15 protein-coding genes are annotated in these 15,521 nt (G+C 70.9%); 9 read left to right on the forward strand and 6 right to left on the reverse strand.

Going from position 1 to position 15,521, the window contains the following annotated elements; translation table 11 throughout:
* Positions 1-61: 61 nt before the first annotated feature.
* Genes ACFWJ8_RS10505 through ACFWJ8_RS10530 form a run of 6 tightly spaced genes read right to left on the reverse strand, consistent with a single transcriptional unit; the run spans position 62 to position 6,036 of the window.
* On the reverse strand, positions 62-862 hold the full coding sequence (locus ACFWJ8_RS10505; protein WP_378811158.1) for an amidohydrolase family protein: 801 nt from the start codon (positions 860-862) through the stop codon (positions 62-64).
* A complete protein-coding gene (locus ACFWJ8_RS10510) occupies positions 859-1,608 on the reverse strand; it encodes an amidohydrolase family protein (protein WP_378811160.1) in 750 nt (249 codons plus the stop codon). The genes ACFWJ8_RS10505 and ACFWJ8_RS10510 overlap by 4 nt, the downstream gene beginning before the upstream one ends.
* A complete protein-coding gene (locus tag ACFWJ8_RS10515; RefSeq protein ID WP_378811161.1) occupies positions 1,605-2,822 on the reverse strand; it encodes an aminotransferase class III-fold pyridoxal phosphate-dependent enzyme in 1,218 nt (405 codons plus the stop codon). Before ACFWJ8_RS10515 ends, ACFWJ8_RS10510 begins: the two co-directional genes overlap by 4 nt.
* An 18-nt stretch (positions 2,823-2,840) precedes the next feature.
* A complete protein-coding gene (locus tag ACFWJ8_RS10520) occupies positions 2,841-3,866 on the reverse strand; it encodes a Gfo/Idh/MocA family protein (protein ID WP_378811162.1) in 1,026 nt (341 codons plus the stop codon).
* The gene (locus ACFWJ8_RS10525; RefSeq protein WP_378811328.1) at positions 3,863-4,852 is read right to left on the reverse strand and encodes a Gfo/Idh/MocA family protein; all 990 of its coding nucleotides are present in this window, start codon (positions 4,850-4,852) and stop codon (positions 3,863-3,865) included. Before ACFWJ8_RS10525 ends, ACFWJ8_RS10520 begins: the two co-directional genes overlap by 4 nt.
* Before the next feature lie 2 nt (positions 4,853-4,854).
* Positions 4,855-6,036 carry an ROK family protein gene (locus ACFWJ8_RS10530; RefSeq protein WP_378811163.1) on the reverse strand — a complete coding sequence of 394 codons (1,182 nt, stop codon included), beginning with the start codon at positions 6,034-6,036 and terminating at the stop codon, positions 4,855-4,857.
* 203 nt (positions 6,037-6,239) lie between these two features.
* Here ACFWJ8_RS10530 and ACFWJ8_RS10535 point away from each other — a divergent pair, with 203 nt between their 5' ends.
* From ACFWJ8_RS10535 to ACFWJ8_RS10575, 9 genes are all read left to right on the forward strand, one after another.
* Entirely contained in the window at positions 6,240-7,484 is a 1,245-nt protein-coding gene (locus ACFWJ8_RS10535; protein ID WP_378811164.1) for an ABC transporter substrate-binding protein, read from the forward strand.
* Between the two features lie 110 nt (positions 7,485-7,594).
* The gene (locus ACFWJ8_RS10540) at positions 7,595-8,452 is read left to right on the forward strand and encodes a carbohydrate ABC transporter permease (protein ID WP_378811166.1); all 858 of its coding nucleotides are present in this window, start codon (positions 7,595-7,597) and stop codon (positions 8,450-8,452) included.
* A 5-nt stretch (positions 8,453-8,457) separates the two neighbouring features.
* Positions 8,458-9,357: a carbohydrate ABC transporter permease gene (locus ACFWJ8_RS10545; protein ID WP_378811168.1), complete on the forward strand. Its 900-nt coding sequence runs from the start codon at positions 8,458-8,460 to the stop codon at positions 9,355-9,357.
* 41 nt (positions 9,358-9,398) lie between these two features.
* Entirely contained in the window at positions 9,399-10,433 is a 1,035-nt protein-coding gene (locus ACFWJ8_RS10550) for an NAD-dependent epimerase/dehydratase family protein (RefSeq protein WP_378811170.1), read from the forward strand.
* On the forward strand, positions 10,433-11,497 hold the full coding sequence (locus ACFWJ8_RS10555) for a dihydrodipicolinate synthase family protein (protein WP_378811172.1): 1,065 nt from the start codon (positions 10,433-10,435) through the stop codon (positions 11,495-11,497). The genes ACFWJ8_RS10550 and ACFWJ8_RS10555 overlap by 1 nt, the downstream gene beginning before the upstream one ends.
* Positions 11,494-12,495: a hydroxyacid dehydrogenase gene (locus ACFWJ8_RS10560; RefSeq protein WP_378811330.1), complete on the forward strand. Its 1,002-nt coding sequence runs from the start codon at positions 11,494-11,496 to the stop codon at positions 12,493-12,495. Before ACFWJ8_RS10555 ends, ACFWJ8_RS10560 begins: the two co-directional genes overlap by 4 nt.
* Positions 12,496-12,497: 2 nt before the next feature.
* Entirely contained in the window at positions 12,498-13,391 is an 894-nt protein-coding gene (locus ACFWJ8_RS10565) for a Gfo/Idh/MocA family oxidoreductase (RefSeq protein ID WP_378811174.1), read from the forward strand.
* Positions 13,388-14,317, forward strand: coding sequence for a GNAT family N-acetyltransferase (locus ACFWJ8_RS10570; protein ID WP_378811176.1), 930 nt, complete (start codon positions 13,388-13,390; stop codon positions 14,315-14,317). The genes ACFWJ8_RS10565 and ACFWJ8_RS10570 overlap by 4 nt, the downstream gene beginning before the upstream one ends.
* A 115-nt stretch (positions 14,318-14,432) precedes the next feature.
* Positions 14,433-15,515 (forward strand): hypothetical protein, encoded by a 1,083-nt coding sequence (locus ACFWJ8_RS10575; RefSeq protein ID WP_378811177.1) that lies wholly within the window; start codon positions 14,433-14,435, stop codon positions 15,513-15,515.
* The last annotated feature ends 6 nt before the right edge of the window (positions 15,516-15,521 follow it).

Consider the following 15,521-nt stretch of genomic DNA (forward strand, 5'->3'; position numbering starts at 1 on the left):
TCAGGCTAACCCGGGGTGACGCCGGCGAGGAGGGCGGGGACGCTGCGGGGGCGGCATCCCGTCATGGCACGATCGCGGCGGCGTTTCCCCAGGCGATGCGCGCCCGCGCGGGGTCGTCCAGCTGTGCCGCCACGAGCTGGAGCATCGTCGCCTCGGGCGTCTGGACCGGGAAGCCGCTGCCGAAGAGCCACCGCCCCGGCTCCTCGCCCCAGGTGTCGCCGACGAAGGTGGGGCCGTTCACGTGCCACAGATCCAGCAGCACGTGGGCGGGCAGGGCGTCGCCGAGGTGCCGGCCCAGCTCCACCCGCTCCAGCCGGTTGAGGCCGCTCAGCACGAGCGGGTGCTCGGGAGCGTCGCGCACCACGTCCGCGAGCTCATGGATCTCGAGGTCTCGGGCGGGAGATCGTGGATGCCTCACACGCGGGTCGTCCAGCCGGAACATGATCTGCACCGGGAGGCCGCGACCCGCCGCCTCATCGAGCACGGGCCTCAGCGCCGCCGGCGCCGTACCGTGGTCGCCCGGGGCGAGCCTCACCCCGGCGAACCCGGCATCCGCAGCCCACGCGAGCTCGCGGCGCCAGGTGGGCGCGCCGGGGTCGACCACGGCGAACAGGCGGAACAGCGGATCGCCGCCGCAGGCGCCCCGGAGCGCCTCGTTGCCGGTGCGCGTGTCGAATCCGGTGAGGGTCGCCAGATGCGACACCCACAGGGCCCGCAGTCCGTGACGGGCCGCGTACGCACGCAGGTCTTCCGCCCCCGCCGCCGCGGTCAGCCGGTAGGGCCACTGGCCCAGGTGGCAGCTGGTGTCGATCGCGCCCAGCTCGCCGAAACCGGCGAGGAGCGCACGCGAGCGCGAGATCATCGCGCGACCTCCTCGAGCCAGCGTTCGACGTTCCCGCCGAACACGAGGCGCTCAGCCTCGGGCTCCAGGCCCGCGCCCAGGATCTTGCCGACCGTCTCCGTCAGGTCGACATGATGCAGATCGGAGCCGAACGCGACCCGCTCCGCCCCCAGCCGGTCGACGGCCAGCGCGACCTCGCCCGCCCCGATGATCGTGCCCGAGGTGTCGACCGCGATGTTCGGGTACTGCCGCACGGTGTCGACCGCCGACTCCGGCTGCCCGCCGAGATGGGCCATGAGGAACCGCACCTCGGGATGCCGTGCCGCAGCGCGCGCGACGTGATCGGCGGTGGACTCGTACGGGAAGCGTCCGACCGTCTTGCGCCAGGCGTGGGCGAGCACGAGCAGCCGGTGCTGGGCGGCGTACTCGAGGATCGGATCGCACAGCGGATCGTCGGCGAGCGTCGCGATCCACAGCTTGATGCCGATCATGCCGTGGTCCTCGACGTTGCGGCGCAGGTCATCCATCGTGGCCGTGCCGTAGCGAGGGTTGACGTAGCAGTAGCCGCGCAGCCGGTCGGGGTGGCGTCGCAGCTCACCGGCGAGCGTCCGGTTCATCTCGCGCACCTCGTCGATGGCGGGATGCGCCACGAACGCGCCGATGTCGGTGCACAGGAAAAGCTCCACTCCCAGCCGGTCGCCCAGATCGAAGACGCGCCGATCGAACCTGCCGGCGTCGAGGTGGGTGTGGACGTCGATCACCGTCATCCGCGGATCGCCTCGCAGGCGCGCCCGGCGCGGTCGAGCGCGTCGACGAGGTCGGCGTCGGTGTGCGCGGCATTGACGTACACCACTCGGTAGAGCGACAACCCCTCGGCGAACGATGCGCGCAGGAACCGGTCGATGACGGCGCCCTCGCCGACGAACTGGGGGCACGCGGGGTGCCCCACCAGCCGGATGGCGAGTCCCGCGCGCACGAAGAGCGCGTTGAGGCCGTCCTGCAGGTACGCGCCGAGGTCGCGCAGGCGCCCCGGCACGTCCTCGTCACGCATGATCGTCATCGTCGCGGTCGCGGCGGCGAGAGACAGCGTCTCCCCGCCGTAGGTCGAAGTGACGACCACCTCGCCGCGATCGAGCACCGCCAGCACCTCCCTGCGTCCGCAGTAGACCGACAGCGGCATCCCGTTCGCGATGCCCTTGCCGTAGACCGCGAGGTCGGGCACCACGCCGGTCGACTGCGCCATCCCGCCCACGGCGACCCGGAACCCCGTGACCATCTCGTCGTACGCGAGGAGCGCACCGTGGCGATCGGCCAGCTCTCGCAGATGGCGGTAGAAGTCCGCGGCCTCGGGGATCGACGGGTAGTCGGCCGCCACCAGGATCACCGCGACCTCGGAACCGTGGTCCGCGAACAGTGCGTCGAGCGTGTCTCGGTCGTCCCAGTCGACGGCATGGTGCAGTTGAGCGAGCGCCTGGGGCACACCGGGGACGAAGGTCGTCGTGGAGCCGGGCAGCACCCGTGCGCCCGCGGCGAGCGAGTTGAGCCAGCCGTTGTACCCGATCTGCACCACCCGGTCGCGCCCGGTGTGAGCGCGCGCGATCCGGATCACGGCGGCGAGCGCCTCACCGCCGGTCTTGAGGAACCGAGCCGCTTCGGCCCCGGGCACCAGCGAGCAGAACAGCTCCGCCGTGGTGGTCTCGAGGGGATGCGGGTGGCCGAACAGGATGCCGTGCTCGAGCTGTGCGCTGATCGCGGCATCCACTCTCGGATCCGCGTAACCCAGGGTGACCGGGCCGAGTGCGCAGCGGAAGTCGATGAACTCCCGGCCGCGGTCGTCCCACACGCGGCCGCCGCGGCCTCCGACGATGACCTCGGGCTCGTCGGGCAGCATGGTCGGCGCCTTCGAGTTGGTGCTCGAGCCGACCGGCATGACGGCGAGGGCTCGTGAGCGCCAGCCATCGGTCCCGGTGACGTGGTGCATGTCCTGTCCGCCTCGTCCTCAGTCCAGGACCACGACATCGCCGCCGCGTGCCGCCGACGCCTGGGCGGCCTTCACGATCTCGACGGTCCGGACGCCGACGCCGGCGTCGGGCTGCGGGCGTCGCCCGTCGCGCACCGCCGAGACGAACTCGGCCAGCAGCAGCGCATCGAGGTCGGCGCCCACCGGGTCCCACGTCTCGCCGTGCGCATCGTGGCCGGCGACGCCCTGCGCGAACGGGCTCACCGTGAGAGTCCCGCGCTCCGCGACGACCTGCAGCGTCAGTCCGCCCCAGGTGGGCGACGACACCGGCCAGCTCCATGAGCAGTCGATGGTGGCGATGACGCCCGAGGGATACTGCAGCGTGACGAGGCCGCCGGTCTCGACCGACAGCCCGGTGTCGCCGTACAGCAGGTCGTTCGACACCGCACGCACCGCACGCGGACGCTCGTCCAGCAGATCGTCGAGCAGATCGGCGCAGTGGACGACATGATCGACGAGCGCTCCCCCGCCCGCGAGCGCGGGGTCGGTGAACCACGCGCGATCCTGCGGAAGCTTGCCGTTGTTGATCCCCGTCACGCTGAGCACGCGGCCCAGACGGCCGCTGCGCAGCTGGGCGAACGCATCGCGGAACGACGGGGCGAACCGCACCGGATACGCGACCATCAGGATCACGCCTGCACGTTCGCACGCGTCGCGCATCGCGACGGCGTCCTCGACGGTCGTGGCCAGGGGCTTCTCGCAGAGCACGTGCACGCCGGCCGCGGCCGCGCGCTCGACGAGCGCGCGGTGCCGCGCGTTCTCGGCGGCGATCACCACGGCGTCGGGTCCCCATGCGAAGGCCTCGTCGTAGTCTGCGACGTAGGCGACGCCCAGTTCGTCGGCCAGGGCCGCGCCGCGGGGCGCGGCATCGGGGGCGGCCACGCCGTCGGGGTCGGTCGCGATCAGGTCGATGCCCGGCATCTGCGAGAGCGCCTGCACGTAGCTGAGCGCGTGCGTGTGGGCGAACGAGAGCACCGCGACGCGGAGCGGACGGGCAGCGGTCATCGCACGGCCTCCATCGCGTTCAGGGTGATCGGCGTGCCCGCCGCGATCGACGCATAGGCGGCTTCCGCGATCGCCACCGCCTCGACGCCGTCGGCCGGAGTCACCCTCGCCTCACCGCCTGAGACGAGCGCCGCCACGAAGTCCGCGATCTCCAGGTAGTAGGGGCTCTCCAGCGGGGACATCGGCGGGAGGTAGTCGGCGACCTCGTCGGCCAGCACGGCGTCCATGCGGCTCACCCGGTCGTCGGCGCTGTCGTGCGCCATGCGGCCTGCGGACCCCGATGCCGACACGCTCGTGCGGAACGGCATCCCCGGCGCGACCCAGCTCGCGTGCAGGTGGCTGATGACGCCGCTGCGGTGGGTGAGCACGACATGCGCGGTCACCGGCGACGGCACGACGTCGTCGACGGTCGGCGGATTCTGCACGGCGTAGACGGAGGCCACCGGACCGGCGAACCAGACCGCCTGGTCGATGTCGTGGATCATGAGGTCGCGGATCACGCCGCCCCCGGTGCTCTCCCGGAAGAACCACCGCGCCTGCGGCGCCGACCCCGCCCGGCTGAAGCGCAGCACGGCGAGGTCTCCGAGACGGCCCGCGTCGATCGCGTCCTTGATGCGCGCGTATTCGCCGAAGTAGCGCACGACGTGCGCGGGAAAGAGGCGCACGCCGGCCTCGGCGGCAGCGTCGGCGACGCGCTGCGCCTCGTCTGCCGTCGCCGCGAGGGGCTTCTCGCAGACGACGTGCCGGCCCGCTGCGATCGCCCGGAGCGCCAGCTCGGCGTGCGAGCTGCTGGGCGTGACGATGTCGACGACGTCGACCAGCCCGAGCAGGTCGTCGAGGTCGGGGACCGCCTCGAAACCGTACTCGTCGGCGATCGCCTCGGCGCCCTGGAAGGACGTCACGAACCCTTCCGCGCCGAGCGCACGCCACGCGTCCGCATGGACGCGTGAGATCCCGCCGGCACCGATCAGTCCGACGCGCAACATGGTCACATGGTCTCCTCGAGAAGCAGCGGATCGATCCGGACGGTCGATCCATCGGGGGCGAGCGGGGTCACCGAGGGGATCGGAAGCCCCTCGATCCCGTACACGGAAGTGGAGTGGCGGCTGAAGGCATGCACCAGGGCGCCGTGAGCGGCGGCCTCGCCGCCGAGGCGTGCCTCCGCGATCGGCACTTGGAACGGCAGCCCGATGAAACGCTGCAGCCGTTCGCGCAGGGGGTCGAGCAGCTGGCCATGCGCGGCCGACAGTCCGCCGCCGATCACGATCATCGCCGGGTCCACGGTCAGCACGAGCGTCGCGATGCCGTGGGCGAGCTCGGTGACGAATGCATCGATCTCGGCCACCGCTGCGGCGTCGCCGGCCCGTGCCAGCCTGAACACGTCGGCAGCGGTCCGACCGTCGCGCCAAGAGATCTGCCCGGTCTCGGTGTCGAGCCCGCGGAACGCGAGCCTGCCGATGTCTCCGGCGGCGTTGTGGATGCCGCGCCGCGGCTCGCCGCCCAGGATGAGTCCCATGGCGATGCGATTGCCGACCGACAGGTAGAGCACGTCGTCCACCAGCTGGGCGACGCCGAGGTGGTGCTCGGCGACGGCGGCCAGCCGCACCCCGTTGTCCACCGCGACCTGACAGCCGAACGCCTGCCGCAGGTGCGAGCCGATGTCGATGCCCGACCAGTCGGGGATGACGACCGACGCGGTGACGCGGCCGGAGTCGTCGACGATGCCGGGAAGCGCGACGCCGATCGCGCGTACGCGCGAGAACGGCAGATCCGCCTCGGAGAGCGCACGTCGAAGGTCGGCGATCACGGCGGCGAGCTTGGAAGCGCCGTCACGTTCCTCGGACACTCCGGGGAACGTCTGGTGGGCGAGCACGCGGCCGGCCAGATCGGCGATCGCGACCCGCACACTGGCGGCCCCGATGTCGACGCCGACGACGGCACCCGCGTCGGCATCGAACGCGTACCGACGGGCGGGTCGCCCGGCACCGCGCGCGAACACCGCCGGCGCCTCGACGATCACTCCGGCCTCACCCAGAGCCGCGACGGCGTTCTCGACGGAGGTACGGGACAGTCCCAGCGTGACGGCCAGTTCGTTCACTGTCGCTGCGCCGCCGTCACGAAGCTGCAGCGCAGCGCGGGCGGCGATCGAGGTCTGCGCCGTGATCGTCATCGCCCCTCCTCTCGTCGTCCTCGCCGTCGGGTGTCAACAAAATAGCACAGCGCATTCGCGAAATAACGAAGACCACTGCTGGCGCATGACGCTTGATGAAATCCAGTCGTTGCGAGAACGTCACAATCGAGGCTTGACGGAATATCACACTCGAGTGTCATAATGGCCGACAACCCCCTGCACGGTTCTAGCAAAGGAGCACCATGCGCGTCAGCAAGTTCACCGCCCTCGCCGCAGGCGTCGCCGCTATCGCACTCCTGGCGGGCTGTTCCGCCGGGACCGGCGGCGGCGAACCCTCGGGTGAGCAGAAGGTCACCCTGTGGCTCTACCCCGTCATCCCGGATGAGGCGACCCACAAGCAGTTCTGGGATGACACGATCGCAGCCTTCGAGAAGGACCACGAAGACATCACGGTCGACTACGAGATCTTCCCCTGGGCCAACCGCGACGAGGCGCTGCAGACCGCCATCGCGGCCGGCAAGGGACCCGACCTGGTCTATCTGATCCCCGACCAGCTCGCCGCCTACCAGAAGTCGATTCAGCCCCTGAACGATCTGCTCAGCAAGGATCGTCAGGACGAGCTCCTCCCGAACGTGAAGAAGTCGGTCACGATCGATGGCGACATCCTCGGCGCGCCGATCCTCACGAGCGCCCTCCCGCTGCTCTGCAACGCGGCGGTCTTCGAGCAGGCGGGTGTCACCGAGTACCCGAAGACCTGGGATGACGTGCGCGAGATCGCGCCGAAGTTCACCGAGAAGGGCCTCTACGTCCTCAACTACCCCGCCTCCCCCGAGATGTCGCTCAACATGACCTACTACCCGCTCCTGTGGCAGGCCGGTGGCGAGGTCTTCACGAAGGACGGCGACGTCGGCTTCGACAGCGACGAGGGTGAGGACGCACTGTCGTTCATCACCGCCCTCGCCGAGGAGGGCGCGCTCGACCCCGAGGCGATCACCACCACGGTGCCGATCGAGCAGACTGCCGTCGCCCAGGGCAAGGTCGGCTGCACGTGGAACAACGCCGTGCCGGAGGTCGAGCCGTTCTGGGGCGCAGAGAACGTGAAGGTGCTCCCGCCGCTGACCGAGAAGGAATCGGTCGCGTACGGCACCGTCGGCTCGCTGTCGGTGCTGAAGGCGTCGAAGGTGCAGGACGCGGCGGCGGAGTTCGCCGAGTACGCGACGAGTGCCGACGTGGTCAAGCCCTACCTCCTGGCATCCGGGTTCTTCTCGGCGCTGAGTGACACCGGGCCGCTCTACGCGGACGACCCGCTGCTCGGCGAGGTCGAGAAGTACGTGCCCAACACGACCGTCGGCCAGCTCGACACCAGCTCGCGCGCACTGATGGGCGTGCTCGCCCCCGAGATCCAGGCATCGCTGCTCGGGCAGAAGACCCCGGCCGACGCCCTGAAGTCCGCCGCCGATGCCGCGGCACCCCTTCTGAACAAGTAGCACGATGAGGGAGTGCGCGGCCGGCCGCGCACTCCCTCACCATGACCCGAGGTGCAATGACTATGACGACGGCGACATCGACCGCTCCTCCGAGGAGCAGGGTCGCACGGGTGCTGGCGCGACGCGAGGCGCGCGTGGCCTTCCTCTTCGTGCTTCCCGCATTCCTCCTCTTCATCGCGTTCCGATTCGGTCCCAGCATCGCGGGCGTGGCGCTGAGCTTCTTCGACTACGACATCTCCGGCGAGATCGCATTCAAGGGGCTCGCGAACTTCCAGCGGATGATCGCCGACCCCCTGTTCTGGCGAGCGCTGGGTACCACTGTGGTCTACACGGTCTTCGCGGTGCCGATCTCACTCGTCCTGTCGACCGTCCTGGCGCTGGGCGTGCGCCGCGCCTTCCGCGGCGCCCGGTTCTTCCGCTCGATCTTCTTCCTGCCCGTGATCACGTCGCTGGTGCTGGCGGGCTCGATCTTCGTCTGGATCTTCTCGGGCAACGGCCCGTGGTCCCAGCTCATGACGCCGCTGGGGCTGAGAGGCTCGTGGCTCGGGAGCACCGTGCTGGTCATCCCCGCCATCGTCATCGTCGGCGTCTGGTCGCGCTTCGGCTACGGGATGATGATCATGATCGCGGCGATGCAGGACATCCCGCGCGAGCTCGAAGAGGCCGCGCTCATGGACGGCGCCAACTCGTGGCAGCGGTTCCGGTCGATCATCCTGCCGCACCTGAAGCCCACGGTGTTCTTCCTCGCCGTCATCGAGACGACGGCGGCGTTCCAGGTCTTCGACGTCATCTACGTGATGACCCAGGGCGGTCCCGCGAACGCCAGCTACTCGCTCGTGTACATGCTCTACGACCAGGGCTTCAAGTACTTCGACTACGGCTACGCCGCCGCGATCGGCGTCGCGCTGTTCGTGATGACCCTGGCTGTCGCCCTCATCCAGCGCCTGGTGATCGGAAGGCAGAAATGACGACGATGACGCCCCCTCTGACGCAGCCCGTGAGCGAGCCGGAATCGCGGCCTGCTCCCCCGCGCAGCCGTTCCTATCGTGCCCTCGAACCGTCCCGCGGCGGCATCGTCGTGCGGTGGATCTGGTTGAGCCTCGCGGCCATCCTGGCGTTCTTCCCCTTCTATGCGATGGTCGTCCTGAGCCTGAAGCCCGGGCAGGTCGTCGAACTGCCCGGTTCACTGGTCCCCTGGACGGACATCTCGTTCGCCTCGTACGAGCAGGTGCTCTCGGGACAGAACATCCTCGGCTGGCTCGGCAACACGCTGATCTACTCGCTGGTGTCGGTGGTCGCGGTGCTGTTCCTCTCGGCGCTGGCGGGATACGCCTTCGCGAAGAAGCGGTTCGCCGGCAAAGAGGTCATGTTCTGGTCGTTCCTGGCCATGGTGATGGTGCCGTTCCACGTGACCCTGATCCCGATGTTCATCCTCATGGCCGGCATCGGCGGCGTCGACACGTACTGGGGCCTGATCCTGCCCACGCTCGCGAACGCCCAGGCGGTCTTCCTGATGCGCCAGTTCATCCAGGGTCTGCCCGACGACCTGTTCGAGGCCGCGCGCATCGACGGGGCCGGGGAGTTCCGCATCTTCCTGCGGATCGTGCTGCCGCTGTGCAAGCCCATCCTCGCGACCCTCGGCATCTTCGTCTTCCTGTGGCACTGGAACGACTTCCTGTGGCCGCTCATCATCGCCAAGTCGAACGCCATGTTCACGCTGACCGTCGGCATCTCGTCGCTGCAGCAGCAGAACGTGCCGCTCAGCACCATGCTCGCCGGCTCCGTCGTGGCGCTCGCGCCGATCTTCTTCGCGTACCTGATCGCCCAGCGGTACGTGCAGGAGGGCGTGACAGGCACCGGGATCAAGGGGTGAGTCCGGTCTTGGCATCCCCGTACGACAGAAAGGACGTCCACGTGACAGTTCAGGCATTCGCCGGAGAGGCGGAACTCGAGGACGTGCTCACGACGCCGAGCGCCGCGCTCGTCGCCGACCTCGCGGAGGGGTCAGGTGACCTCGTGATCCTCGGGGCCGGAGGAAAGATGGGACCCACTCTCGCCGTGCTCGCGCGGCGGGGACTGGATGCCGCCGGCCGGGGCTCCGACCAGGTTCTCGCCGTCTCGCGCTTCGGAGACATCGCCGTCCGTGACCGGCTGGAGACGGCCGGCGTGAAGGTGGTGCCGTTCGACCTCATCGAGAACGACGACTTCTCGTCGCTGCCGGACGCCGCGAACGTCGTGTTCATGGTCGGCGCGAAGTTCGGCGCGGCCACCGCCCCGTCGTGGGCGTGGGAGGTCAACGCGGCGTTGCCCGATCGTGTGGCGCGCCGCTACCGCGACAGTGCGATCGCCGTCATGTCGACGGGGAACGTGTACCCGTTCGTGACCGCCGCGTCCGGCGGCGCGTCCGAGGACGTCGCTCCGGCGCCGATCGGCGAGTACGCGCAGTCCTGCCTCGGCCGCGAGCGCGTCTTCGAGTTCGGTGCACAGGAGCGGGGCACGCGGGTGTCGATCATCCGGCTGAACTACGCGATCGACCTGCGCTACGGCGTCCTGGCCGACGTCGCGAGCGCCGTCCACGCCGGGCAGCCGGTGTCGGTGGCCACGGGGAACGTCAACGTCGTGTGGCAGGGCTATGCCAACGAGGTCGTCCTGCGCAGTCTCGGCCACGCGTCGTCCGACGTGTTCACGGTGAATCTGACCGGGCCCGAAACACTCAGCGTCGCCGCGGTCGCACGGCGGTTCGGCGAGTTGTTCGGCTGCGATGTCGACCTGATCGACGAGTCGCAGCCGACCGCGCTGCTCAACGACTCGCGTCGCTGCATGGCGCTGTTCGGCTACCCGTCGGTCTCCGCCGACGCACTCATCGCCCTGCAGGCCGCCTGGGTCGAGGCGGGCCACCCGATGTCGGCGAAACCCACCAAGTGGGCCGTGCGGGACGGCAGGTTCTGATGGCCGTCGCCCCCGCCCTCCGTCCCGAAGCAGCCCGGACGCTGACTCGCGGCGCCGTGATCCCCGCGCATCCGCTCGCCCTCACCGCCGAGCGGCGGCTCGACGAGCGGCGCCAGCGGGCGCTGACCCGCTACTACCTCGATGCCGGCGCCGGCGGTGTCGCCGTCGGCGTGCACACGACGCAGTTCGAGATCCGTGACGCCGAGCACGCGCTGTTCGAGCCGGTGCTGTCGCTCGCTGCCGAAGAGCTCGACGCCCATGACGATCCCGATGTGGTCCGCATCGCGGGAGTGGCCGGCGGCACCGTGCAGGCCGTCGCCGAAGCGGAGCTCGCGCGGTCGCTCGGGTACGACGCGGTGCTGGTGAGCCCGCGAGTGGCAGGCGCCGACAACCGGGCGCTGCTGGAGCGCGCGAGCGCCGTCGGCGAGGTCCTCCCGGTCGTCGGGTTCTACCTGCAGACTGCCATCGGGGGCCCCGTGCTCGATCGCGAGTTCTGGCGCGAGTTCGCCTCGATCCCGTCGGTCGTCGCGGTCAAGGCGGCACCGTTCGACCGGTATCGCACGCTCGAACTGGTGCGCGGGGTGGCCGCGTCCGGGCGTGCCGACGAGATCGCGCTCTACACGGGCAACGACGACGCGATCGTCGCCGACCTGCTGTCGGAGTTCCATGTCGACGCACCGGACGGCCCGCGCACGCTGCGCTTCGTCGGCGGACTGCTCGGGCAGTGGGCGGTCGGCACACGGGCCGCGGTGTCACTCCTCGACCGGTCGCGGCGGGCCGCCGCAGGCGACAGGGACGCATATCTCGCGCTCGGACGCCTCGCATCCGACATGGTCGACGTCAACCAGGCGGTCTTCGACCCGGGCAACGACTTCGACGGGGTCATCGCCGGCGTGCACGAGATGCTGCGGCAGCAGGGCCTGATGGACGGGATCTGGTGTCTCGATCCGGCCGAGGGCCTGTCGCCCGGCCAGGCGGATGAGATCGCACGCGTCCGCCGCGCATATCCCGAGCTCAACGACGACGCGTTCATCGCCGAGAACCTTGAGCGGTGGCTGCGATGAGCGGTCCCGTCGTGGTCGTCGCCGTGAGCACCGAGCTGATGGCGGAGTTCTTCACCTCCGCCGACGTCGATCGCCTGCGCGCCGCCGCGGGCGCGCTGGGAGGCGAACTCGTTCGCGCGGACCGGCTCAGCGATGTGGCCGACCTCGGCGCCATGCGGGTGGTCGTCACCAGCTGGGGTGCACCGCCGTTCGACGCCGTGCTGCTGGACGGGATGCCGCGCCTCGAACTCGTCGCGCACACCGGGGCCAGCGTCAAGGCGTTCGTCACCGACGAGCTGTTCACCCGCGGGGTGCGCGTGACGCAGGCGGGACTGGCGATGGCGCGTCCCGTGGCGGAGGTGTCTCTGGCCTTCACCCTCGTCCTGCTGCACCGCGTGGTCGAGATGGACCACGCCGTGCACATGCCGGACGGCTGGTACGACGGCGCCGTGGGCGCGCAGCATCAGATCCTCGGTGCGCCGATCGCGGTGATCGGCGCGTCCCGCACGGGGCGCGCGTACCTGCAGTTGATCCGCGCACTCGGCGCGCGGCCGCTGCTGGTCGACCCGACCGTCAGCGCTTCGGATGCCGCCGCACTCGGCGCCGAGAAGGTCGAGCTCGACGAGGCGATGCGGCGTGCGCGGATCGTGGCGCTGCACGCGCCCAGCGTGCCCGAGACCCGCCACCTGGTGGGCGCCCGCGAACTGGCCATGATGCCCGACGGCGCGGGTCTCGTGAACACCGCGCGCTCCTGGCTCGTGGACGAGACGTCGCTCGAAGCCGAACTGCGCAGCGGGCGGATCTCGGCGGCGCTCGACGTGTTCGACGTCGAACCGCTGCCGGCCGACAGCCCGCTCCGCGCCCTGCCGAACGTGCTGCTCACGCCGCATCGCGCGGCCGGCACCGTCGAGGGACGGCTGGATCAGGGCCGTATCGTGGCGGACGAGGTCGAGACGTTCGCCGCCGACCGCTCCCTGAGCCACGAAGTGACCCTCGACCGGCTCGCAGTGATGGGGTGAGCGTGCGCGTCGCCTACGCCGGGGTCGCGCATTCGCATCCCTTCGTCGACGCGGCCAATCTGCGCGCCCGCGGTGCGACGCCCGTTGGCGTCTGGGACGAGGACGACCCTCGCCGACGTCGCGAGTTCGCGGCTCGCTTCGACGCACCGGAGTTCGCGCGCCTCGACGAGCTCCTGGCACGCAGTCCCGACGTCGTCGTGGCGACGCCGCGCACGCCCCGTGCCGCCGATGTCGCGCTCGCGTGCGCGCGAACGGGGGTGCCGGTGTTCTTCAACAAGACGGTGGTCGCCGACGACGCCGGGCTCGCGCGGTGGCGGGCGTTGCCCCCTGCTCCCCGCTTCACATCTTCCGTGCTTCGCTTCGCCCCCGCGCTGGAGGCGTTCGCGGCCGATCTCGAGGGCCACCGGCCGCGGGCCGTCGAACTCCACGCCCAGCACGACATCGCCGCATTCCTGGAGGGCGACCGACGCTGGCAGGACGACCCCGCCGGCGCCGGCGGGACGCTGGTCAACATCGGCGTCCACGCGTGGGAGATGCTCGATGTGCTGCTGCCCGGCGTGACGGTCGATGTCCTGTCGGCCGCGCGCGTGGTCGGCGATGCACCCACGACGTCCGAGCTGCTCGCCACCGTGCACGCGCGGATCGACGCCGTTGCGGTGACCGCCACCGTCTCGGGCGTCGGCGGCGCAGACCGCTACGGCGTCCGGGTGTGGACGGATGAGGGCATCCGCGAGCTGGTCCTGCCTGACGATCTGGACGGCCTCGGGTACGGCGGCGCGGCCGACGCCGTCGTGCAGTTGGCGCGGGGCGTCGTGGCGGTGGATGCCGCCCGCACCGCTGCGGTGTACCGCAACACGATCGCCGCGGCGCGGGCCGCACGCGACGGCGCCTCGTGACGTCGGAGGCGATGCTGCGCGTCGCCGGTGTCGGCGACGCGGAGCCGCTGGCGGCGCTGTGGGCGGAGGCCTTCACGCCGCCCCTCTCTCCCGACCAGTGGCTGACGGACCCGGCCCGGTACGCGCACACGATCGTCGCGGTGGACGCGGCCGGCGTGGTCGGCTCGATCTACGGGGTGCCGAAGCGGCTCCGCGAGGGCGACGGGGGTGTCGCGGACGTGCACGGGATCGGGAGTGTCGCGGTGGCCGAGCGGGCCCGCGGCTGTGGCCTCGCACGCCGCCTGGTGTCGGCCACACTCGACTCGGCGCGTCGGCGGGGCGCCGACTGGGCGCTGTTGTTCACGGGAACACCGGGCGTGTACCGGTCGAGCGGGTTCCGTTCGTTCCGCATGCATCGGTCCGCTCAGGGTCCCTGGCGGCCGCCGGGCGACGACGTCCCCCGGGATCGCGTGGACCTCCGCACGACGGTCGGACCCGGCGCGACGGCGGAGCTGCACGGCGTCTACGAGCAGTCCCGGTCGGGCGTCGTGCTGGCGCCGCAGCGATCCGCCCTCGACTGGGCCATGGCCGAAGTGCGCTTGAAGGGCCTCACCCTTTACACCCTGCGCGATGCCGGAGCGGTCGCTGCCTACGCGGTCGCCGGGGCGCAGGGGCTCACGGGTGTCGTCGCCGAGCTCGCTGCGGCTGACGCTGCTCCCCGCGACGCCTGTGCGACCCTCCTCCGTGCCATCGGCGCGGACTGGGCCGCAGCGGGCGTAGAGCGATGCGACATCGCGCTGCCGGAGCGCCCGCGGGACGTCGCTGCGGTGCACGCCTTCGCACCGGCCGCGCGGTGGATCGCGGACACGAGCGGCATGGTGGTCCCGCTCACGCGAGAGCCTCGACTGGACGGGATACGCCACTACGGTGCCGCCGACTACTTCTGAGCGTGCCGCCGAGCGCCTTGTCGCCGAGGAGCACCCCGAGTTCACGCTGCTGTCGACCCGCCGGGGACTGCACTCCAGCGAGGACTGATCGCGACGCTCGGCTAGCGTGAGGAGCGTGCTGGCGACCTCCCTCGACACCGCAGCGTTGACGGCGCCGCCCGACCGCGAACGCCTCGCCGCGTACCGCGAGACGCTGCCGGCGGCGATCCGCGGGCCCGTCCGCGCGATCTGGTGGCCTGCCCTCACGCTCGGCGTGTCGGCGGTGTTCCTCGCCGGGTTCTTCGCGTGGCTGCTGCTCGGCACCGGCGAGGTCACCGTCGATGACGTCGTGGTCGCGGCGGGTGCGATCGGTATAGCCGTCGCGGTGATCGCCGTGACGGCGGTCGGCGTCGCGAAGGGCCTCCAGCGTCGCCGCGGCGAGCGGCAGTGGCGCCTGGCGCAGTTCGCCGCCGCGAACGGCCTGACGTACGAGCCGCTCGCCGGTCGCCTCGAGCTGCCCGGCATGATCTTCGGCACGCGTGACCGACAGGTCGCCTGGGACGTCGTGCGGGATGCCGGCGGCCTCATCGTCGGCAACCAGACGTTCTCCACCGGGAGCGACAGGAATCGCCGCTCGCACCGCTGGGGTTTCGCCACCGTCCGCCTCGGCACGAACCTGCCGCACCTCGTCCTGGATGCGACCTCGAACGACTCCCTGCGGGTCTCGAACCTCCCGGTGTCGCTCGACCCCGTTCAGCGGCTGAGCCTGGAGGGCGACTTCGACCGCCACTTCGCGCTGTACGCGCCGGCCGGATACGAGCGCGACGCGCTCTACCTGTTCACGCCCGACGTGATGGCGCGCTTCATCGACGAGGCGGCGGCGCTCGACGTCGAGATCGTCGACGACCGGCTGTTCCTCTATGCGCGCGCAGACCTGTCGACCCTCGACCCCGAGACGTGGGAGTGGGTGTTCGCGACGGTGTCAGCGCTCACCGCCAAGGTCGCGCAGTGGCAGCGGTGGCGCGACGACCGCCTGGGCGAGACGCGCGTGGTCGGGGACGAGGCCGGCGTGCGCATCGTCCGGCCGCCGCGCGGCGTCGCCGTGCCCGGCAAGCGCCTGACCGAACGTGTGCACTGGATCTGGATCGCGCTGGCGTTCGCTCTGGCCGGCCTCGGCCTCGCAAGCCTTCTCGACGACGCGTTCGGTCTCTTCCCCTGACGCCAC

The sequence above is a fragment of the Microbacterium sp. NPDC058389 genome, assembly GCF_042722305.1.
Classification (GTDB): Bacteria; Actinomycetota; Actinomycetes; order Actinomycetales; family Microbacteriaceae; genus Microbacterium.

What these genes read in the sequence shown, in the direction of transcription:
- ACFWJ8_RS10505 (WP_378811158.1), bottom strand. Translation starts at nt 862, where the DNA reads ATGATCTCGCGCTCGCGTGCGCTCCTCGCCGGTTTCGGCGAGCTGGGC.
- ACFWJ8_RS10510 (WP_378811160.1), bottom strand. Translation starts at nt 1,608, where the DNA reads ATGACGGTGATCGACGTCCACACCCACCTCGACGCCGGCAGGTTCGAT.
- ACFWJ8_RS10515 (WP_378811161.1), bottom strand. Translation starts at nt 2,822, where the DNA reads ATGCACCACGTCACCGGGACCGATGGCTGGCGCTCACGAGCCCTCGCC.
- ACFWJ8_RS10520 (WP_378811162.1), bottom strand. Translation starts at nt 3,866, where the DNA reads ATGACCGCTGCCCGTCCGCTCCGCGTCGCGGTGCTCTCGTTCGCCCAC.
- ACFWJ8_RS10525 (WP_378811328.1), bottom strand. Translation starts at nt 4,852, where the DNA reads ATGTTGCGCGTCGGACTGATCGGTGCCGGCGGGATCTCACGCGTCCAT.
- ACFWJ8_RS10530 (WP_378811163.1), bottom strand. Translation starts at nt 6,036, where the DNA reads ATGACGATCACGGCGCAGACCTCGATCGCCGCCCGCGCTGCGCTGCAG.
- ACFWJ8_RS10535 (WP_378811164.1), top strand. Translation starts at nt 6,240, where the DNA reads ATGCGCGTCAGCAAGTTCACCGCCCTCGCCGCAGGCGTCGCCGCTATC.
- ACFWJ8_RS10545 (WP_378811168.1), top strand. Translation starts at nt 8,458, where the DNA reads ATGACGCCCCCTCTGACGCAGCCCGTGAGCGAGCCGGAATCGCGGCCT.
- ACFWJ8_RS10555 (WP_378811172.1), top strand. Translation starts at nt 10,433, where the DNA reads ATGGCCGTCGCCCCCGCCCTCCGTCCCGAAGCAGCCCGGACGCTGACT.
- ACFWJ8_RS10560 (WP_378811330.1), top strand. Translation starts at nt 11,494, where the DNA reads ATGAGCGGTCCCGTCGTGGTCGTCGCCGTGAGCACCGAGCTGATGGCG.